The organism is Mangrovimonas sp. ST2L15, from assembly GCF_001280515.1.
Taxonomy (GTDB): domain Bacteria; phylum Bacteroidota; class Bacteroidia; order Flavobacteriales; family Flavobacteriaceae; genus Mangrovimonas; species Mangrovimonas futianensis.
Window position 1 is genome coordinate 137,016 of sequence record NZ_LBIQ01000028.1, and the last position, 19,068, is coordinate 156,083.

Genomic DNA, 19,068 nt, shown 5'->3' on the forward strand with positions numbered 1-19,068 from the left:
GAATTATTAGTACGCCCACATATCCAATTCAAAGTTTCTGATTTTCTCTTTGATTCTATCAGATTCCAATAATTGCATCAAAGCGTTTTCCGCAATGTACTCGTTAACCTTACGGTCACCATATACATTTTCTTCTTTGTATATATACCCGTTAAATCTTCTAGAGTTTAACAAGTGATCATACGAATATGGCATTGCACTATTCTTATTATTGAAAGACTTAGCTTCATGCAAAACACCTCTTGCATCTGGATAGAATACCCAGAATAACGGAATTGGTTCTTTGTTAGCTTCATCTTCAGAGTCGATAAAGTTAACGTCTGGAGCAGCTGGTGCAATACCTAAAATACGGTATTTCATTTCTGCTTGACGCTTGTCAAAGTACCAAAGTCCTTTAATTAAATAAGCGCTTACATCGTAAGAAGAAATATCTCTTTTTGTAACATACTCAGGAGAAACAATTCCTTCAGCGTTGTATTGATCATATCCAATATCCAATGTATCCACTTTAGACATAGCTGGAACTAGATCTTTAAGAGTGCGCTCACTAGTAAAATATGAATCACCGTAAACAGTTTCTATATCACCAGTATTCACTGCTTTCCATAGAACGTCAAATAATGATCTTCTATCTTTACCAATGTTCATGGTATCTACAGGATAATATAAAGGAAAGTTTACACGCTCATCAAGAACGACTTTCTCCCAGATCATCCTAGAATACAAGACGTCTCTATCGTCTACATAACCATATTCTAAAGGCTTATCATCATCGGCTAACTTTTGAGCCTCAGTTTTTACCCCTATCTCATCGGGACTTTTAGCGTTAAGAATATTAGCCTGCGAAAAAGCAGCTGACATTGAAAAAACGCCTATAACGGTTAATAAAAAACTTTTACAATTCATTTTTTTAATTTTTAAAATTTAGGGCTTGTCATCAATCCCTTCTACAAATTAGTCTGCCAATTCTACAATTACTGGAGAAACGTCTTTTAACTTGTATGAAGAGTTACCTTTGATTTGGGCTTTAATATCAAAAATTTGAATATTATCCCCTCTTCTAGCTCTACTCAACGCGTTTTTAGCTTGAGAATTTAATTTTGTTCCGCTTACAGCAACAGATGGTTGACCAGGAACTTTTACCTTAAAGGATGTAACTTGAATTGGTAATTCGAAGTCGAAGTCTTCTAAAATTGCTCCAACTGTTCCAATTTCTACGTTTCTTCTTGGTAACTTAACGATATCCATTTGTCCACTGATAGTACCAGTTGGTTTTGGAATATCCTTAATTCTAAAGGTTTTCTTATCAGAAACTGCAGAACCATCATCTAATGTACCAGTAACATTAATTGTTACTTCTCTACCAGAACCAGGTCTCATTTCATACTTCCCATTTCCAACTTTCTTAAGTCCAGCAGCATTAGCATTTACTTTGTGCTCTGGTACTCCAGCGAAAGAAATAGTCATTGGGTTAACAACACCTCTATAAACTACGTTCATTTTGTCAGCTGAAATAGTCGCTGAATTTGGTCTAGGAACAACTACATATTTACCAGCGAAGTCAATTGGTAATTCCTTACCATCTTCTAAGAAAGTAAACTGACCGTTAACATCATGCTCACCAACATTTCCTACAGTAAACTCGATACGAGCAGCACCAGTAGAATCAACTGCTCCTTCTCTATTCATGTCTAAGTTTTCACCTTCAACACTCAATTTAGTAGGAGTTACAGTAGCATATTTACCTAAAACCACTTTACCTGTGAACTTCTCACCAGCGAAAAATGCATTCTTGTCTGGCACTACAATAGCAGTATAATTTTTCAATGATACAGCTTGATCCAAAGTATTTCCTAAGAAAAGGTTGTACATGTTAGTTTCAGTAGCTTTAACATCATTCTGCATTGCAGTCAATTTTGTATAAGAAGCAATTGCAGGGAAACCTTTATAATGATAATCTAACCAGTTTAGCTTTTTACCATCATTGTTAGTAACTTCAGCAGTACTAAAACGTTGATCAAAGTTTTCTACAGCAGTTTGATATTTTACATCATCACCTAAGATTTCTTTAATATCACTTTTATACTTGTTTAAACGAGCCATAAAAGCTTCACCTTCTTTAGTCAAACGGTCACCCGTAAACCAGTATTCGTCAAGGAAATCACCTTTATCCATTTTTTCGGCTGGTAATTCTCCATTTTCTTCTCTTTCAAATTTTCCTTTTTCAAGAATCATTGCTTTTTGGGTTTCCAAAAACTTGAAAAAATCTTCTGAAATTTTGCTGATTTGTTCAGCTTTGTTAGCAGCTACACCGAATTCTGCTGGTTTCTCTTCTGCTTTTTGCTTCAATCCAGCAAGCATACCTTCGTTTGAAGTTGCTGCCAATTCGTTAGCTCTAACAAATTTATCGTTCATTAACCCGAATGCTGAAAGCACTTCTTTGGACATGGTCATTGCGATCATCGCAATAAAAACCAAGTACATAAGGTTAATCATTCTCTGTCTTGCAGATAATTTTCCTCCTGCCATATCTAATTAGTTTTCTTGTTATTAAAAATTAAGGGTTTCTAATAGCTAATACTAATTAGGCTTTTGTTCCCATTGCGTTCAACATACCACCATAAACACCATTTAATGATGATAGGTTAGAAGCTAATGATTGCATTTGCTCTTTAAGTTTGGCAGCGTTTTCTACAGTTTCTTCGTTGATAGCCGCTTGACGGTTAGCACTTTCTAACTGCACTTTGTATAAGCTGTTCAAAGATTCCATTTGTGCAGCAGCCATAGTTAACTCTTCGCTATACTTTTTAGTAGCAGCAATTCCATCAGCAGCTGGAGAAATTCCTTTAGCAGCTCCTTCAAAATTTTTGATGCTATTTCCTAAGCTTGTCATTAATTCAGCGTCGATTTTAGCTTCTTTTAATAAGTTATCTAATTTTTTAGACAACATACCTTCTGCATCTTTAGGCTCTTCTTTTTTCCCTAATTTTCTAGTAGACTCTCCACCAGCTAATTCAGGATATACTAAAGACCAATCTAATTCTCCTTGTTGCTTTTCAAAAGCTGATACGGTAAATACGATAGCCTCAACAATCATCCCAATAGTAAGAATAAGGGATCCAAAGGGCCAGTGTTGGATTTTAAATAGTGCTCCAATAATAACAACTGCAGCTCCTAGTCCATAGACCATATTCATTGTTGATAAGTTTCCTTTCTGTGCCATAATTTTTGTTTTTTAGTTAAGTAAAATACTTTTTTGGTAGTTTAATATTAATTTAGTTTTAATTGTATACAATTTTAGTTGCTAGCATTTAAGGTTACATCTGTACCCATGTAGTCTTGTACGGTTCTAAATCCGATATAACTTCTAGCAGAATCAGCATATTCGTAATCTCTTGAAGATACTTGTAAGAAATAAGCAACATCTTTCCAAGAACCACCACGAACTACTTTACGTTGGTTGTTTACGTCATTAACACTTGGGTTAATAGTAGAAACATATTCATAAGAGGCAGGATCATAAGATGCGCTTACCCATTCTGACACGTTTCCAGCCATGTTGTAAAGATTGTAATCATTTGGCTCATAAGATTTTGCCTCTACCGTATATAAAGCTTGGTCAGCTGCATAATCACCTCTTAAAGGCTTGAAGTTTGCCATGAAGCATCCTCTATCATTTTTGGTATAGTATCCACCCCAAGGATAAGTTGCAGCTTGCAATCCACCTCTAGCAGCATACTCCCATTCAGCTTCAGAAGGTAAACGGTAAGAATTCACAAAGTGTCTTCCTCTTTCTTTTCTGTAAGCATTGTGATAAAGAGTTCTCCAGCTACAAAATGCTTTAGCTTGTTTCCAAGACACACCTACTACAGGGTAATCCCCATAAGCATCATGCCAGAAATAATCATTGTGCATTGGCTCATTGTAAGAGTAAGCAAAGTCTCTAATCCAAACAGTGGTATCTGGATAAATCTCAACTTCCTCTTTAATGATATAGTCAGAACGCTTTTCACCTTTGTTTTTGGCAGCTTTCTCTATATCCATATGAGTGTACTGGAATTTAAACTTGGTAACATCCCAAGTTCTTTGACCGTTGTAAGACTCCTCTAAAGGAAGATACATCGTATCCATTACTTCAGCATAGTATTCATCTGGGTAGTCATCAGTATCAAAAATCAAATCTGCATCATGATTTAATTTTCTTCCTTCATAACCAGTTGGACCTAAGCCACTGTAATTGTCGTACATGTACTTTTCATATACGGTCATGTTTTCTGGATCTGCATCTTTAAATGCAAATTCCCCGATTCCACCGTTACCTGGTGCTTCACCCACCTCGTCAGCCAAAATAGCCAACTTAGTTCTGATGATGGAATCTCTCACCCAATTAACGAACTGTCGATATTCGCTATTGGTAATTTCTGTAGCATCCATGTAAAAGGATCTCACAGATACTGTCTTAGATGGCGCGTCATTAATTCCGGCCAAATCATCGTCGGCTTTACCCATGATAAAGGCTCCTCCCGGAACCAGTTCCATCCCATAAGGTTTTTCTGGGTGCCATTTCTTACCCTTTACTCCAACTAACTGTCCTCTATCTCCAGAGTTACAGCTAAAAAGCAGGGCTACTGTTGCGGTTAGTAAAATAAACTTCTTCATATCCATAGAAAACTCGAGGTTAATTTTTAGTCTTAATTTTTAAAAGAGCGTAAACATATTTATATATTTTCGAAAAAACAACTTTTTTTTAAAAAAAAATACTCTTTGTCGTGAAAATTGTGCATTTCAACGATAAAATTTCCGATAATTAACAAATCAGCAATTAGACACTGTTCTTTTGAAAAGCCTTAAACCAACGGTCTGGTAACTTATTGTTACAGGCATCCAAATAATCCTCGTGCATGCAAGGTAATAACGTATGTCTTTTTAATTTATTATTAACATTTGATAAAAATGGAATTTCTATCCACCAACGTTGGGTTTTATTACTTTTATAGAAGATGAGCTCTTGGTCATCTGTCAAGGTTATGAATTTTTGATAGCTATCTTCATTAGAGAAATCATCATCCTTCACCCTGTAATTGACACCCTCAATAAAATACCAAATCATTTGAGCCATTAGCATGGAGGTGATATCATCGTTTGATGAAGGCTTGTATTCATAAATACCAAAAGACGACACCTTATTGCTGATACCTGCATATCTGGTAATAGCACAAATTTCCTTTCCGTCAAAACCATTTGGAGTCACTTTTTGTCTTTCACTTAATTCAGCTGCTTTAATGCATCCTAAATCAATAGTAACAATATTAGCATCCCTCATAACTGGTTCTACCAATGATATATCTTTTGAAACCTGTCCCAAGCGATAATATTCAAAATATAATTTATCCATGAGGTCAATTTCTTCCTGAGAATTAAAATAGGTCTGATACCCCACGGAAGCATAATTGAATAAATTATAAGGTTGGTCTAATATAATTTTACCAACAAAGCTATCATTCTTAATGGGCTTTTGGGAATCTCCCAAATCAAATTTAGAATCAACATTAACTATATTGACCATAGGAGCTAAAGAATCATAAGCTCTATAATTAGCATATGTAAGATCTTGACTCCCACCTAATATAATAGGAATGATTTTTTTGGGAATTAAAATTTCCAAAATGGTCTTTAAGGCGAAATAAGTATCTTCCACCGATTCCCCTTTATTGATATCTCCCAAATCAACAATGGTTGAAGACCAATTTCCTGGAAAAAGTGAATACAAAGATTTTCTTACTTCGTTGAAGTTAAACTCCTCTCCTATATAATTGATATCATTTCTATTCTCAAGAACACCAACAATGGCAATCCTTGCGCCTTCAAGATCTGGAAAGCCCTGTTGTTTTGAGTAAATCTTAATTTTTTTTCCTAAGGCTTGGGTTGACAGCAATTCATTATGAGCCAAAACAGCTTCTGAAACAGGGGAAAGAAAATTAAAATTCATTTACTTCTATTACTTTTTCGTTGTAGTTTTTTTCTTGGTTGCTTTTTTCTTTGGTGCTACTTTCTCTAGATGAGATTTAGCTTCTTCCAGTGTCATTTCTGAGACGTCTACAGTCTTAGCCAATTCCACCTTAGTTTTTCCTTTTATAATATTGTGGCGTCCCCATCTGGCTTTTTCAACACGAATTCCTTCAGCTTCCCAATTATGGATTAACTTATCTTTTTCTTTTTGGATTTTATCCTCTATTAACTCAACAATATCAATATCAGATAAATTATCCCAATCATACTTCTTATTGACGTTAATAAACATATTGTTCCACTTGATAAATGGCCCAAAACGCCCTTTACCTTTAGTCACTTCCTTACCTTCATAATGATATATAGGTGCGTCTGCCTTTTGTTTTTGCTTTATTAAAACAACGGCATCCTCCATTTCCACACTAAGAGGGTCTTGACCCGCTGGCAATGAGATAAAGGTTTTTCCGTGTCTTACATATGGCCCGTACCTTCCATTATTGACTTCTACTTCTTCCCCTTCAAAATCGCCTAAGTTCTTAGGTAGCTTGAAAAGATCCATGGCCTCTTCAAATGTGATGGTGTTCAATTGTTGTTCTGGCGTTAAGCTGGCAAACATCGGTTTCTCTTCCTCATCTACCGTACCTATTTGCACCATAGGACCAAATTTCCCCAAACGTACACTTACTTGCCTTCCGGTTTTTGGATCTGTACCCAAAATGCGTTCTCCAGATTCCCTTTCAGCATTTTCTTCAACATCTGTTACAGTTGGATGAAAGTCCTTATAAAATTCCCTCATCATCTTAGACCAATCCACCTTACCGCCGGCAATTTCATCAAAATCTTCCTCAACCTTGGCGGTGAAATTGTAATCCAAAATAGTATCGAAATGATTCACTAAAAAGTCTGTTACAATCATTCCAATATCCGTAGGAACCAATTTCCCTTTATCAGACCCAACCTTCTCTGTCAAGGTTTGATCTTTAATTTGATCTTTGGCTAAAGTAAGCTGCACATATTCACGCTCGGTTCCATCTACAGTTCCCTTTTCAATATAATTTCTGTTTTGAATGGTTGAAATCGTAGGCGCATAAGTAGACGGACGACCAATACCCAACTCTTCTAATTTCTTAACCAGAGAAGCTTCGGTATAACGGTATGGTGGGCGTGTAAATCTTTGTGTCGCGGTTATATAATTATTAAGGAGTGATTCACCAACTTTCAAGTTAGGCAACATTCCTTCTTGTTCCAAATCCTCCTCATCTGTCCCTTCCAGGTAAACCTTTAAGAAACCATCAAATTTGATGATTTCCCCATTGGCAGTAAATTGCTCCTTATGCTTATCTGCCGAGATTTTCACATTGGTTCGCTCCAATTCAGCTTCACTCATTTGTGACGCAATAGCACGTTTCCAAATCAAATCATACAATCTCGCCTGATCCCTTTCCACATTAACACTATGCCTTGAAAAATCAGTTGGTCTGATTGCTTCGTGAGCTTCTTGGGCCCCTTTGGTTTTACCCGTAAAATTTCTTGGCTTGCTATAATTCGATCCGTAAGCTTTTTCTATTTCATTCTGAGCTCCTTTACGAGCTTCATCCGATAAATTCACGCTATCGGTTCTCATGTAAGTAATCAATCCCGCCTCATACAAACGTTGAGCCATGGTCATGGTTTTACTTACCGAAAAATATAATTTTCTTGAGGCCTCCTGTTGCAAAGTAGACGTTGTAAATGGAGCCGCTGGTGATTTCTTGGCAGGCTTTTTCTCTAAATCGGCAACCTCAAAATGAGCTGACACATTTTGCTCTAAAAACTTTAATGCCTCTTCCTTAGAATCAAAGTTCTTTGGCAACTTGGCCTTAAAGGTGTGTCCATCCTCCGTTGAAAATTCAGCGTCTATTCTGTATGAAGCCGTTGCTTCAAATCCTTGAATTTCACGCTCTCGTTCAACAATTAAACGAACAGCTACAGATTGCACACGACCTGCAGACAATCCGCCTTTCACTTTTTTCCATAAAACCGGAGACAGCTCATACCCTACTATTCTATCTAGCACCCGTCTTGCTTGTTGGGCATCAACTAAATCATAATCAATTCCTCTTGGGTTTTCAATAGCTTTTTGGATGGCCGACTTGGTAATCTCATTAAAGACAATACGCTTGGTTTTGGATTTATCCAATTTTAAGGTTTCTGCCAAATGCCAAGCTATGGCCTCACCCTCACGATCCTCATCACTTGCCAACCAAACGATTTCGGCGCTTTTCACTAAATCTCTTAGTTTTTTTACGACAGCTTTCTTGTCCTTGGAAACCTCATATTTTGGCTTAAAATCACCGTCAACATCCACCCCTAATTCCTTGGAAGGAAGGTCTGCAATATGCCCAAAACTAGACTCAACCTTGAAGTCCTTTCCTAAGAATTTCTCAATAGTTTTTGCTTTTGCAGGTGACTCAACGATAACTAAATTCTTTGCCATAAATACCTTTTTAAGGCTACAAATGTAGGCGAAAAAAAAGAAATCATCCTAATTTTCTGCATTATGCCGATAGATTCCACCTTAATTATTACATACTTGACAATAAAAAAAGTCTGCTTTTGCAGACTTTACATTTGAGATTTATCATATTTAAAATTATCTAATTATCAAATCCAATAACTTTCTTATAAATGACATACACAGGGTGATAAGTAAACGCCGAAGTCACCAAAACACCAACACCACACATTAAAAATCCTATCACAGAAGCCAATATGGAAGAGATCACAATAAGCCCAAAGGAAATCAACCATTTTTTATTTCCTAAAACAAAACTATTAGTAATCATATCACCTACCGACCACTCGGGATTAAATGCGAAAAAGATATTGAAGAAAGACATGGGCACAATGGCATATATTAATGGTAAACCACAAAACATTCCAAACAATATGGAAAGACCCAAGGTAACCAGTAATATTAAAATCATTTTACCTACATATTCCTTTTTGAAAAAATAGAACAAATCCCCGGTTTTCACTTCCTCATTTTCATCCAGTTTTTTCAACATTCTGAAAAACGCTGTTTTTATAGCTAGGGATACTAAGGCAATCGCCAAAATAGCCGAAAAATAAAAGAAAATCATCCCCAACGGCATTTCAGACAAATAAGCCTCTACAGCCTCTTCATTGTATCTACCATCAATAGACTCTGACCAAGCCAAAGCAATAATAGGAAAGTAAAAAATCATCACCACTGGAATAGTGATGGCAATAATTACTAGCTGCATGATCAAACCATGCAACCAACTTTTCTTAAATAATGCTACGGAGTCGTTAAAGACATCTCCAAAATCAAGTTTTGGAGCATTTTCAATTTTAGCTCGCACCCAATCAGACATAACGATTTAGTTTTAGGTTAGTTACAACCTCCAAACTAATAAATATTTCATCGTTAAACAACTAATAACCAGAATTAAAAGCTAAAAGTACTCAAGAGATTTATAGAGTTTTCAGAATATTCATATTGGTTTAAAAAACCATCCCCTACCAATAACAAAGTTGTTTCAAGAGGAATCACGTCACGGCCATCAACATCTTCAAAATTCTGAAGCTGCTGTAACTCCAAAGGATTGGCTTTGTTAAATATTTTTAATCCGGCTGTTCCATCACACACAAACAGACTGTTTCCCTGATATCCCAAGCCATATGGGTTTTCGAGACTATATTGCCCAACTAAAGTTGGATTCTGTTTATTGGAAATATCTATGACCTCTAAAACGCTTTCCATTTGACCACATGGATTTCCGCCCCTTAAAGTAAGATATGCATAATTTCCATCGACCACTACAGGATCACAGCCTTCCCAATGAAGAAACTCCGACATAAAAATGGGATTCGTCCTATCGTGAATATCATATATAAACATGCCATTGCTTCCTCCCATATATAAGTAATCTTCATAATAAAAAAGGGTTTCAATATTCCAACCCGCATAAAAACTACCATCCAAAACTGGTGATGATAGACTTGAAATATTAAAAATACTTAATTCATATTCCCCTACAGTATACAAGAAGTCATCAACAATTTGAAATCTAGCCAAAGAACCACCAACACCTACTTCACTACTACTTTCTGCCGCACCAATAAAAGGACCATTGACACCAAAATCTGTATCACTATTCAACTCAATTCGTTCCTCCTCAAGATACCATCCCACAATGACATTTTCGGTGTAATCGTAAGAATCAAAATCAACCATATAAGCTCCTTCGGGTATATCATAATTGTAAACATTAAAAACATCCTCTAATCTATTAACTTCTTCAATATTGTTCATGTCGGAAATATCAAATACCACCAAATCAATCAAGCTATCAGCAAACAAAAATCCATCCTTAATTGAAACATCCTTATTTCCAGGTATTTTTATAAAAGCAATTAAATTGGGATCAGAGGGATTGGTGTTATCTATCACATGAACTCCTGCATTATCTTCATTGATAAATATGTAACCGTTGTAATAGTAAATTTTCCCAGATTCCACAATAGCTTGCGGCCCCATAACCTCTACTGAAGTTCTTAACTCAATTTTAGACATTAAAATGGGATGCGCCACATTAACATACTCATATTGTGCACTATCATCTTTATTAGCGCAATTAACAAGGAGCACAAAAATTGACAGAAAGGAAACGACTTTTTTCATGGTTGGTTTTTATCTATTAGATGTAAAAATAACAAAAAGGTTGCCTCCTAATTAAATGAATTTTAACTTCTGCCATTATGTCACTATAATTAAATTAATCCTATCTTTGCACTCTTATTGATAGAAATAGATTCTACACATTTGGTATGGAGAAAATCATAGACGAAAACAAACAAGGAGAAAAACTGATCCTTGATCAGAAAGAAGGCAACCAAAGAAAACTTTTTATAGAGAGTTATGGCTGCCAAATGAATTTTAGTGATAGTGAAATTGTTGCGTCCATCCTCTCTGAAAATGGATTTAATACAACCCAAAACTTAGAAGATGCCGATTTGGTTTTGGTCAACACCTGTTCCATTCGAGATAAAGCCGAACAAACCGTTAGAAAACGTTTGGAGAAATATAATGCCGTAAAAAAAATTAACCCAAACATGAAAGTTGGTGTTTTGGGATGTATGGCAGAACGCCTTAAAAGTAAGTTTTTAGAGGAAGAAAAAATAGTTGACTTGGTGGTTGGTCCAGACGCGTACAAGGATCTACCCAACCTGGTTGCCGAAGTGGATGAAGGAAGAAATGCCGTTAATGTGATTCTTTCTAAAGAGGAGACTTATGGCGATATTGCTCCCGTTAGATTAAACAGTAATGGAGTTACTGCCTTTGTTTCCATCACCCGTGGATGTGACAACATGTGCACTTTTTGTGTGGTTCCTTTTACCCGTGGTAGAGAGCGAAGCCGTGACCCACAAAGTATTATCGAAGAAATTAATGATCTTTGGAGCAAAGGCTTTAAAGAAGTTACTTTACTTGGTCAGAATGTAGATAGTTACCTATGGTATGGAGGCGGATTGAAAAAAGATTTTTCAAAGGCTTCAGATCTTCAAAAAGCGACTGCCATTAATTTTTCTCAATTATTGGAGATGTGCGCCAAAGCACAACCAAAAATGCGCTTTAGATTTTCAACTTCTAACCCGCAGGATATGACTTTAGACGTGATTGAAACCATGGCTAAGCATAACAATATTTGCAATTATATCCATTTACCTGTTCAAAGTGGAAGCAACAGAATCTTACAAGAAATGAATCGTCAGCATACCCGTGAGGAGTATTTTGAAATGATTGACAACATCAAACGCCTCATTCCAGATTGTGCCATTTCTCAAGACATGATTTCTGGGTTCCCTACTGAAACTGAACAAGACCATCAAGACACCTTAAGTTTGATGGAATACGTAAAATATGACTTCGGATTCATGTTTGCATACTCCGAAAGACCGGGAACTATGGCTGAAAGAAAAATGGAAGATGATGTCCCTGAAGACACCAAAAAGCGTCGCTTGCAAGAAATTATAAATCTACAACAACAACATAGTTTATACAGAACAGAGCAACACTTGGGCAAGGTAGAGGAAGTTTTGATTGAAAAATCATCAAAAAAATCAGATGCCCATTGGTCAGGAAGAAACAGTCAGAACACAGTGGTTGTATTTCCTAAGGAACACTATAAAGTAGGAGATTTTGTGAATGTAAAAATCACCGATTGTACCACGGCTACCCTTATTGGAGAAGCTGTTGGGTATTCTGAAAACAACTAAACTTATGGAATCTATTCAAGCTATAAAACAACGATTTGGCATTATTGGTAACGATCACAAATTAAATCGGGCCATAGAAAAAGCCATTCAAGTAGCACCAACAGACATTTCAGTTTTAGTAACAGGAGAAAGTGGGGTCGGGAAAGAAAGTATACCAAAAATTATACATTCTTTATCCCATAGAAAACACGGTAAATACATTGCCGTAAACTGTGGTGCCATTCCCGAAGGAACGATAGACAGTGAGTTGTTTGGTCATGAAAAAGGTGCTTTTACAGGAGCCACACAAACACGTTCCGGATATTTTGAAGTTGCTGATGGCGGAACCATTTTCTTGGATGAAGTTGGAGAATTACCGCTACCTACTCAAGTACGCTTACTTCGTGTTTTAGAGAATGGTGAATTTATCAAGGTAGGTAGTTCTAAGGTTCAAAAAACGAATGTGAGAATTGTAGCGGCTACCAACGTGAATATGTTTGAAGCCATCAAAAAGGAAAAATTCAGGGAAGATTTATACTACCGCCTTAGTACTGTAGAAATTCATTTACCCCCTTTAAGAGAGCGTAAGGAAGACATTCACTTGCTTTTTAGAAAGTTTGCCAGTGATTTTGCCCTTAAATATAAAATGCCAACTATCAAATTGACTGATGATGCCGTAAGTATCCTACTCAAATATAGATGGAATGGAAACATCAGACAATTAAGAAACGTTGCTGAGCAAATATCTGTTATTGAACAAAACAGAACTATAACAGCAGAAGTACTACGAAGTTATCTACCCAATGTAGGCAACAATCTTCCTGCCGTTGTTAACAACAGCAAGTCTGAAAGTGACTTTAGCAGTGAAAGGGAGATTTTATACAAGGTACTTTTCGACATGAAAAGCGACCTTAATGACTTAAAGAAACTAACCATGGAATTGATGAAAAGCGGTAATGCTACCGAAGTTCAAAAAAGCCATGAAGGTTTGATTCAAAAAATTTACGGCGAAGATGAAGCCGAAGATGCCGTTGAGGATCTTGAAGATCTTGAAGTGCTATCGCTTCCAGAAAACCGAAGCCTCCCAGAACCTTTACCAGAAGAAACTTTAGAGGACAAATACCACTTTGCTGAAGATGTGGAAGAAGAAGAAACCTTATCTATACAAGACAAAGAATTGGAATTAATCAAAAAATCGCTTGAAAGACACCATGGAAAACGTAAATTGGCTGCACAGGATTTGGGCATCAGTGAGCGCACCCTTTACAGAAAAATTAAACAATACGACCTATAATCTATCATGACAAAATTCCTTAAACTGTTTTCTATCCTTGCCGCATTTGTTTTGGTTTCGGGTTGCGGATTTTACTCCTTCACAGGAGCTTCAATTCCACCAGGAACAAAAACATTTCAGGTTAATTATTTTCAAAATAACGCCCTATTGATTGAACCAGGGCTTGACAGGGATTTCACCAATGCCTTAACCGATCTATTACTGAACCAAACCAATTTGGAGTTGGTTAAAAGTGGTGGAGATTTGATATATGAAGGAGAAATTACAGAATACCGTATTTCACCAACAACAGCTACAGCAAACAATACAGCGGCCCAAAACAGATTGACCATGTCTGTTAACGTACGGTTCTATAACAGCAAGAATGAAGAAGATAATCTGGAGCAGCGGTTTACCTTTTTCTATGACTATGCCGGTAACCAACAATTAATTGGCTCTGATAAGGACACAGCCCACGAAGAATTATTTGAACGTTTGACTCAAGACATTTTTAATGCTACCTTAGCTAAATGGTAACCTTATGAATCGAGCCGAATTCCATAATATTTTACAACATCCGCAGGACATTTCTTCTGCAGATGTGGACGGAATTCGTGCCATTATTGATGCTTTCCCCTACTTTCAACCTGCCAGAGCACTTTATCTAAAAGCTTTAAAAGACGACGAAAGCTTCAAATACAATCAAGAGTTAAAAACAACAGCCGCCTATACAACAGACAGAAGTATCTTGTTTGATTTTATTACTTCGGAAGATTTTCAGCAAAATGAAATTTCCAAGTCCATCAAACAAAATACTATTTATCTCAAAGAAATGGATGTTGATGCTGATGACATTTCGGTAGATAAAAAAGTTTCTGACGACCCAGAGTTAAAAAAACATATTGAAGACACCAAAGATGTCTTGGACCCCGATTTGTTTCAGCCCAAAATCAAAAAGGCTCCTATTGCCTATTTTGAATTGGACAAAACTGAGGAAATTACAGAATCAAAAAGTGATACTTCTTTAAACGACACTGAGGAAAATATCTCAGAAATTGAAGAGGAAAGGACTTCAATTGATATTCTAAACATCGGAAAGCCATTAGAGTTTGACGCAAAAGAAACCCACTCTTTCAATGAATGGTTAAAACTAACCTCTTACCAACCTATTGAAAGAAATGAGGAGTCAGACAAAATGGATTCTTCAGAAAAAAAGGAACAACCGAAGGAAGTTTCAACTAAAACGGATGAAACAGAAACGGATAGAAAAAGGAAATTTGCTCTTATAGACAAGTTTATTTCTATCAATCCTAAGATTTCCCCAGAGAAATCTACAGGTAAAAACAAAAACTTGGCTGAGGAAAGTATTCTACAACCTGACGCCTTGATGACAGAAACCTTAGCCCGAATTTATTTAGAGCAAAAAAACTATAAAAAGGCAATTCAATCTTATAAAATTTTAAGTTTGAAATATCCAGAAAAAAGTGGTTTCTTTGCAGACCAAATTAAAGCAGTAGAAAAATTACAAGAACAAAATAAATAATTTAAGATGAGTACGTTCACAATATTTTTAGTACTAATTGTTGTAGTAGCCTTTTTATTAGTCGTAGTGATTATGGTACAAAACCCCAAAGGAGGCGGACTTTCTTCTTCTTTTGGTGGTGGTGGAACCCAACAATTGGGAGGAGTTAAAAAAACATCGGACTTCTTGGACAAAAGTACTTGGACGTTGGCCGGAGTGATGTTGGCATTGATTCTATTATCTAATGTTACCATTCACAGAGGAGCTCAATCTAATGAATCAAAAGCATTAGACCCAGCAACAACGACTCAGCCAGTTACCACCCCAGATGTTCCTGCTCCAGCAGAAAACGCAACAACTACAGCACAAGATTCTACAAAGTAATCTTTAAAAATATTTTAAAGAGCCAACCAATAGGTTGGCTTTTTTTATACCTCAAATTATAGTAAATGAAATTTTGTCAGTCCTTTGGCATTGGCATATTTTTAGCTTCTCCCAAAACAATAATTATTAAAATTAAATTTTAAACATATGGCATTAAACATTAAACCTTTAGCAGACAGAGTTCTTGTAGAACCTGTTGAAGCTGAAACTAAAACAGCTGCGGGAATCATCATTCCTGATAACGCAAAAGAGAAACCACAAAAGGGCAAAGTGGTTGCTGTTGGTAAAGGCACTAAAGACGAGCCCATGACTGTTCAAGTTGGAGACACTGTTCTATATGGAAAATATTCTGGAACGGAACTTAAATTGGACGGTAAGGACTATTTGATTATGCGTGAAAGCGACATTTTCGCAATTGTTTAATCTACTAAAAATTAAAATACAACATGGCAAAAGATATTAAATTTGACATTGAAGCACGCGACGGATTAAGACGTGGTGTTGACGCATTGGCAGACGCTGTAAAAGTAACTTTAGGACCTAAAGGTCGTAATGTAATCATAAGCAAAAGTTTTGGAGCTCCACAAGTAACTAAAGATGGGGTTTCTGTTGCAAAAGAAATTGAATTAGAAAACGCTCTTGAAAACATGGGAGCTCAAATGGTTAAGGAAGTAGCTTCTAAAACTAATGACTTAGCCGGAGATGGTACTACTACAGCTACTGTCTTAGCTCAAGCAATCGTCAAAGAAGGTTTGAAAAATGTGGCAGCAGGAGCTAATCCTATGGATTTAAAACGCGGAATTGACAAGGCGGTTGAAGCCATTACTGCCGATTTAGAATCTCAAGCTAAAAAAGTTGGAAATTCTTCAGAAAAAATACAACAAGTAGCTGCCATTTCAGCTAATAATGATGATACCATTGGTGAATTAATCGCGAAAGCTTTTGGTAAAGTAGGCAAAGAAGGTGTTATTACTGTTGAAGAAGCTAAAGGAACTGATACGTATGTAGATGTTGTAGAAGGTATGCAGTTTGACAGAGGATATCTTTCTCCTTATTTTGTTACCGATGCAGATAAAATGGTTGCCGAATTAGACAACCCATACATCCTTTTATTCGATAAGAAAATCTCTAACCTACAAGAAATTCTTCCAATTCTTGAACCAGTTGCACAGTCAGGTCGTCCTTTATTAATCATCTCTGAAGATGTAGAAGGTCAAGCTTTGGCTACATTGGTTGTTAACAAATTACGAGGTGGTTTAAAAATCGCTGCAGTGAAGGCTCCTGGATTTGGCGATAGAAGAAAAGCCATGTTAGAGGACATCGCTATTTTAACTGGAGGAACTGTAATTTCTGAAGAAAGAGGATTTTCTCTTGAGAATGCTGACTTAAGCATGTTAGGAACTGCAGAAACCGTTACCATTGATAAAGACAATACAACAATTGTTAACGGTGCTGGAAACCCTGAAGACATTAAAGGAAGAGTGAACCAGATCAAAGCTCAAATAGAAACCACTACTTCAGACTATGATAAAGAAAAACTACAAGAACGTTTAGCTAAGTTAGCTGGAGGTGTAGCTGTTCTTTATGTTGGTGCTGCAAGTGAAGTTGAGATGAAAGAGAAAAAAGACCGTGTTGATGATGCTTTACATGCTACAAGAGCTGCTGTAGAAGAAGGTATTGTTGCTGGTGGTGGTGTTGCCTTGGTTAGAGCTAAAAAAGTTCTTGAATCATTAACAACCGAAAACCTAGACGAAACAACAGGTGTTCAAATTGTAAATAAAGCCATTGAAGCACCTTTAAGAACTATTGTTGAAAACGCAGGAGGAGAAGGATCTGTAGTAATCAACAAAGTACTGGAAGGAGAAAAAGATTTTGGATACGATGCCAAGAATGAGAAATATGTAGACATGTTTGAAGCGGGAATTATTGACCCTAAAAAGGTGACCCGTATTGCTCTTGAAAATGCTGCCTCTGTTTCTGGAATGATATTAACAACAGAATGCGCACTGGTAGACATCAAAGAAGATGAGCCTGCAATGCCTCCAATGGGAGGTGGCGGCATGCCAGGTATGATGTAATATAATTACAATCATATTAGCTTCATAAACAAGAGAGGGCCTTGAAAATTCAAGGTCCTCTCTGCATTTATACACTTTCAATATCAGGAAAACAACCGAAATTATAAGTCCGAAATTATCGTTGGACATCCAAATTCACATAGCATAGAGGAATCAGGAACACCTATTAATAGTTTTTTACAACCTTGGTTATTAATAAAATGTACTAACAATTCTTAAAAACCAAAGCTATGTATCAAACTATTAAAAAATTATTTTCGACAGTGAGTAAAGTCATGTGCTTTACCTTAATAATTACTTCTTGCAGTAATGACGACGACAACAATGATTATTTCCCCACTTCACCTTCAAACGTCATAACCATATCTCCTGGAGCTAATGCTCAAAATGAAGCCTTAGATGTATTTATTGAAGTTGAATCAGGTCAAACGATCCTTTTTGAAGCCGGAACCTTTAATTTCACCGGCAGTCTTTCTATGACAGGCAAAGATGAAATAATCATCAAGGGAGCTGGAAGAAACCAAACTTACTTGGATTTTAGCGCTCAAAACTCTGGAGGGGAAGGTATTCTAGTAGAAAACTCCACTAGTATCCGATTTGAAGATCTTACTATAAAAGACGCGGTTGGTGACGCGCTCAAAACAAGGGAATGTACCAAGGTTAGCTTTGTAAATGTAGCCACCGTATGGTCTGGCGAACCCAGTTCTAATAATGGTGCTTACGGCTTATATCCCGTATTATGTGATGATGTATATATTGACAATTGTTATGCCTATGGCGCATCAGATTCGGGTATTTATGTGGGTCAATCTAACAATGTAATTGTTAAAAACACTGTGGCCGAAGGAAATGTTGGAGGAATCGAAATTGAGAACACAACCAATGCCGATGTATTTGATAATGATGTATTTGACAATACAGGAGGTATTTTGGTATTTGATCTTCCCGGTCTAACCCAAAGCGGTAGTGGCACAAGGGTCTTCGACAATAATATTCACGATAATAACCGCAGTAATTTTGCTCCCGAAGGCAATATTATCGGTAATGTACCGGCCGGAACAGGTATCATGGTATTAAGTACCAAAAATGTGGAGATTTTCAACAATGCTTTAGTCGACAACAATTTCACCAATTTACTTGTTGCTAGCTATTTAATGGTAAATCCAAATCCACAGGACCCAACATTTAATCCATTTCCACAAGGTCTGAGTATTCATGAGAACTCGTATACCATGTCAGGAACTGTTAATCCCAATCAACCCGCTTTAGCCCAAGCATTAATGCAATTGTTCCAACTAACCGGTTATCCTAATATTCTGCTGGATGGCATCTTGATGCAACCTACAGATGTTTGCCTTCAAGAAGCCACAGACCCTAGCTTCATAAACCTAAATGCCGCAGTAGACCCTACGTTTGAATCTTTCACTATGGATACATCACCCCACGATTGCAGCCCAGATCCATTGCCACATGTGGAATTTGAAGAATTTTAACATCAATCATTCAAAAGTACGGCCTTCCAAAGGCTGTACTTTTGAACCATT

Annotated in this window: 16 protein-coding genes; 8 read left to right on the forward strand and 8 right to left on the reverse strand. The window is 36.7% G+C overall.

Annotated elements, in window-relative coordinates; genetic code table 11:
* Positions 1–6: 6 nt before the first annotated feature.
* The 8 genes from gldN to ZA07_RS03045 all read right to left on the reverse strand — a co-directional run bounded on the left by gldN (position 7) and on the right by ZA07_RS03045 (position 10,696).
* Positions 7–906, reverse strand: coding sequence for a gliding motility protein GldN (gldN, locus tag ZA07_RS03010; protein ID WP_053970254.1), 900 nt, complete (start codon positions 904–906; stop codon positions 7–9).
* A gap of 48 nt (positions 907–954) precedes the next feature.
* A complete protein-coding gene (gene gldM / locus ZA07_RS03015) occupies positions 955–2,529 on the reverse strand; it encodes a gliding motility protein GldM (RefSeq protein WP_053970255.1) in 1,575 nt (524 codons plus the stop codon).
* Between the two features lie 55 nt (positions 2,530–2,584).
* Positions 2,585–3,223, reverse strand: coding sequence for a gliding motility protein GldL (gene gldL, locus ZA07_RS03020; protein ID WP_053970256.1), 639 nt, complete (start codon positions 3,221–3,223; stop codon positions 2,585–2,587).
* Positions 3,224–3,297: 74 nt separating this feature from the next.
* Positions 3,298–4,665, reverse strand: a complete 1,368-nt coding sequence (gldK, locus tag ZA07_RS03025) for a gliding motility lipoprotein GldK (protein ID WP_082316496.1) — start codon at positions 4,663–4,665, stop codon at positions 3,298–3,300.
* 157 nt (positions 4,666–4,822) lie between these two features.
* Positions 4,823–5,989, reverse strand: coding sequence for a formimidoylglutamase (locus tag ZA07_RS03030; protein ID WP_053970257.1), 1,167 nt, complete (start codon positions 5,987–5,989; stop codon positions 4,823–4,825).
* A 9-nt stretch (positions 5,990–5,998) separates the two neighbouring features.
* Positions 5,999–8,485 carry a type I DNA topoisomerase gene (gene topA, locus ZA07_RS03035; RefSeq protein ID WP_053970258.1) on the reverse strand — a complete coding sequence of 829 codons (2,487 nt, stop codon included), beginning with the start codon at positions 8,483–8,485 and terminating at the stop codon, positions 5,999–6,001.
* Positions 8,486–8,645: 160 nt separating this feature from the next.
* Complete coding sequence (locus ZA07_RS03040) at positions 8,646–9,386, reverse strand: hypothetical protein (RefSeq protein WP_053970259.1); 741 nt, start codon at positions 9,384–9,386, stop codon at positions 8,646–8,648.
* Between the two features lie 74 nt (positions 9,387–9,460).
* Complete coding sequence (locus ZA07_RS03045; RefSeq protein WP_053970260.1) at positions 9,461–10,696, reverse strand: LVIVD repeat-containing protein; 1,236 nt, start codon at positions 10,694–10,696, stop codon at positions 9,461–9,463.
* Positions 10,697–10,842: 146 nt separating this feature from the next.
* Here ZA07_RS03045 and miaB point away from each other — a divergent pair, with 146 nt between their 5' ends.
* The 8 genes from miaB (at position 10,843) to ZA07_RS03085 (ending at position 19,017) form a co-directional block, all read left to right on the forward strand.
* Positions 10,843–12,288, forward strand: a complete 1,446-nt coding sequence (gene miaB / locus ZA07_RS03050; protein ID WP_053970261.1) for a tRNA (N6-isopentenyl adenosine(37)-C2)-methylthiotransferase MiaB — start codon at positions 10,843–10,845, stop codon at positions 12,286–12,288.
* A gap of 4 nt (positions 12,289–12,292) precedes the next feature.
* Entirely contained in the window at positions 12,293–13,561 is a 1,269-nt protein-coding gene (locus ZA07_RS03055; protein WP_053970393.1) for a sigma-54-dependent Fis family transcriptional regulator, read from the forward strand.
* 6 nt (positions 13,562–13,567) lie between these two features.
* A complete protein-coding gene (locus ZA07_RS03060; RefSeq protein WP_053970262.1) occupies positions 13,568–14,077 on the forward strand; it encodes an LptE family protein in 510 nt (169 codons plus the stop codon).
* 4 nt (positions 14,078–14,081) lie between these two features.
* A complete protein-coding gene (locus ZA07_RS03065; protein WP_053970263.1) occupies positions 14,082–15,083 on the forward strand; it encodes a hypothetical protein in 1,002 nt (333 codons plus the stop codon).
* A gap of 6 nt (positions 15,084–15,089) precedes the next feature.
* A complete protein-coding gene (secG, locus tag ZA07_RS03070; RefSeq protein WP_053970264.1) occupies positions 15,090–15,446 on the forward strand; it encodes a preprotein translocase subunit SecG in 357 nt (118 codons plus the stop codon).
* Positions 15,447–15,593: 147 nt separating this feature from the next.
* Positions 15,594–15,869, forward strand: coding sequence for a co-chaperone GroES (groES, locus tag ZA07_RS03075; RefSeq protein WP_053970265.1), 276 nt, complete (start codon positions 15,594–15,596; stop codon positions 15,867–15,869).
* A 23-nt stretch (positions 15,870–15,892) separates the two neighbouring features.
* On the forward strand, positions 15,893–17,524 hold the full coding sequence (gene groL / locus ZA07_RS03080; protein ID WP_053970266.1) for a chaperonin GroEL: 1,632 nt from the start codon (positions 15,893–15,895) through the stop codon (positions 17,522–17,524).
* Between the two features lie 230 nt (positions 17,525–17,754).
* Positions 17,755–19,017 (forward strand): parallel beta-helix domain-containing protein, encoded by a 1,263-nt coding sequence (locus tag ZA07_RS03085; RefSeq protein ID WP_082316497.1) that lies wholly within the window; start codon positions 17,755–17,757, stop codon positions 19,015–19,017.
* Positions 19,018–19,068: the final 51 nt, after the last annotated feature.

Bases quoted from the DNA above. Each gene is read 5' to 3' on its own strand.
- ZA07_RS03055 (WP_053970393.1), top strand. From the start codon at position 12,293: ATGGAATCTATTCAAGCTATAAAACAACGATTTGGCATTATTGGTAAC.
- gldM (WP_053970255.1), bottom strand. From the start codon at position 2,529: ATGGCAGGAGGAAAATTATCTGCAAGACAGAGAATGATTAACCTTATG.
- miaB (WP_053970261.1), top strand. From the start codon at position 10,843: ATGGAGAAAATCATAGACGAAAACAAACAAGGAGAAAAACTGATCCTT.
- ZA07_RS03045 (WP_053970260.1), bottom strand. From the start codon at position 10,696: ATGAAAAAAGTCGTTTCCTTTCTGTCAATTTTTGTGCTCCTTGTTAAT.
- groES (WP_053970265.1), top strand. From the start codon at position 15,594: ATGGCATTAAACATTAAACCTTTAGCAGACAGAGTTCTTGTAGAACCT.
- gldN (WP_053970254.1), bottom strand. From the start codon at position 906: ATGAATTGTAAAAGTTTTTTATTAACCGTTATAGGCGTTTTTTCAATG.
- ZA07_RS03060 (WP_053970262.1), top strand. From the start codon at position 13,568: ATGACAAAATTCCTTAAACTGTTTTCTATCCTTGCCGCATTTGTTTTG.
- gldL (WP_053970256.1), bottom strand. From the start codon at position 3,223: ATGGCACAGAAAGGAAACTTATCAACAATGAATATGGTCTATGGACTA.
- topA (WP_053970258.1), bottom strand. From the start codon at position 8,485: ATGGCAAAGAATTTAGTTATCGTTGAGTCACCTGCAAAAGCAAAAACT.
- ZA07_RS03030 (WP_053970257.1), bottom strand. From the start codon at position 5,989: ATGAATTTTAATTTTCTTTCCCCTGTTTCAGAAGCTGTTTTGGCTCAT.
- gldK (WP_082316496.1), bottom strand. From the start codon at position 4,665: ATGGATATGAAGAAGTTTATTTTACTAACCGCAACAGTAGCCCTGCTT.
- secG (WP_053970264.1), top strand. From the start codon at position 15,090: ATGAGTACGTTCACAATATTTTTAGTACTAATTGTTGTAGTAGCCTTT.
- ZA07_RS03065 (WP_053970263.1), top strand. From the start codon at position 14,082: ATGAATCGAGCCGAATTCCATAATATTTTACAACATCCGCAGGACATT.
- groL (WP_053970266.1), top strand. From the start codon at position 15,893: ATGGCAAAAGATATTAAATTTGACATTGAAGCACGCGACGGATTAAGA.
- ZA07_RS03040 (WP_053970259.1), bottom strand. From the start codon at position 9,386: ATGTCTGATTGGGTGCGAGCTAAAATTGAAAATGCTCCAAAACTTGAT.
- ZA07_RS03085 (WP_082316497.1), top strand. From the start codon at position 17,755: ATGTATCAAACTATTAAAAAATTATTTTCGACAGTGAGTAAAGTCATG.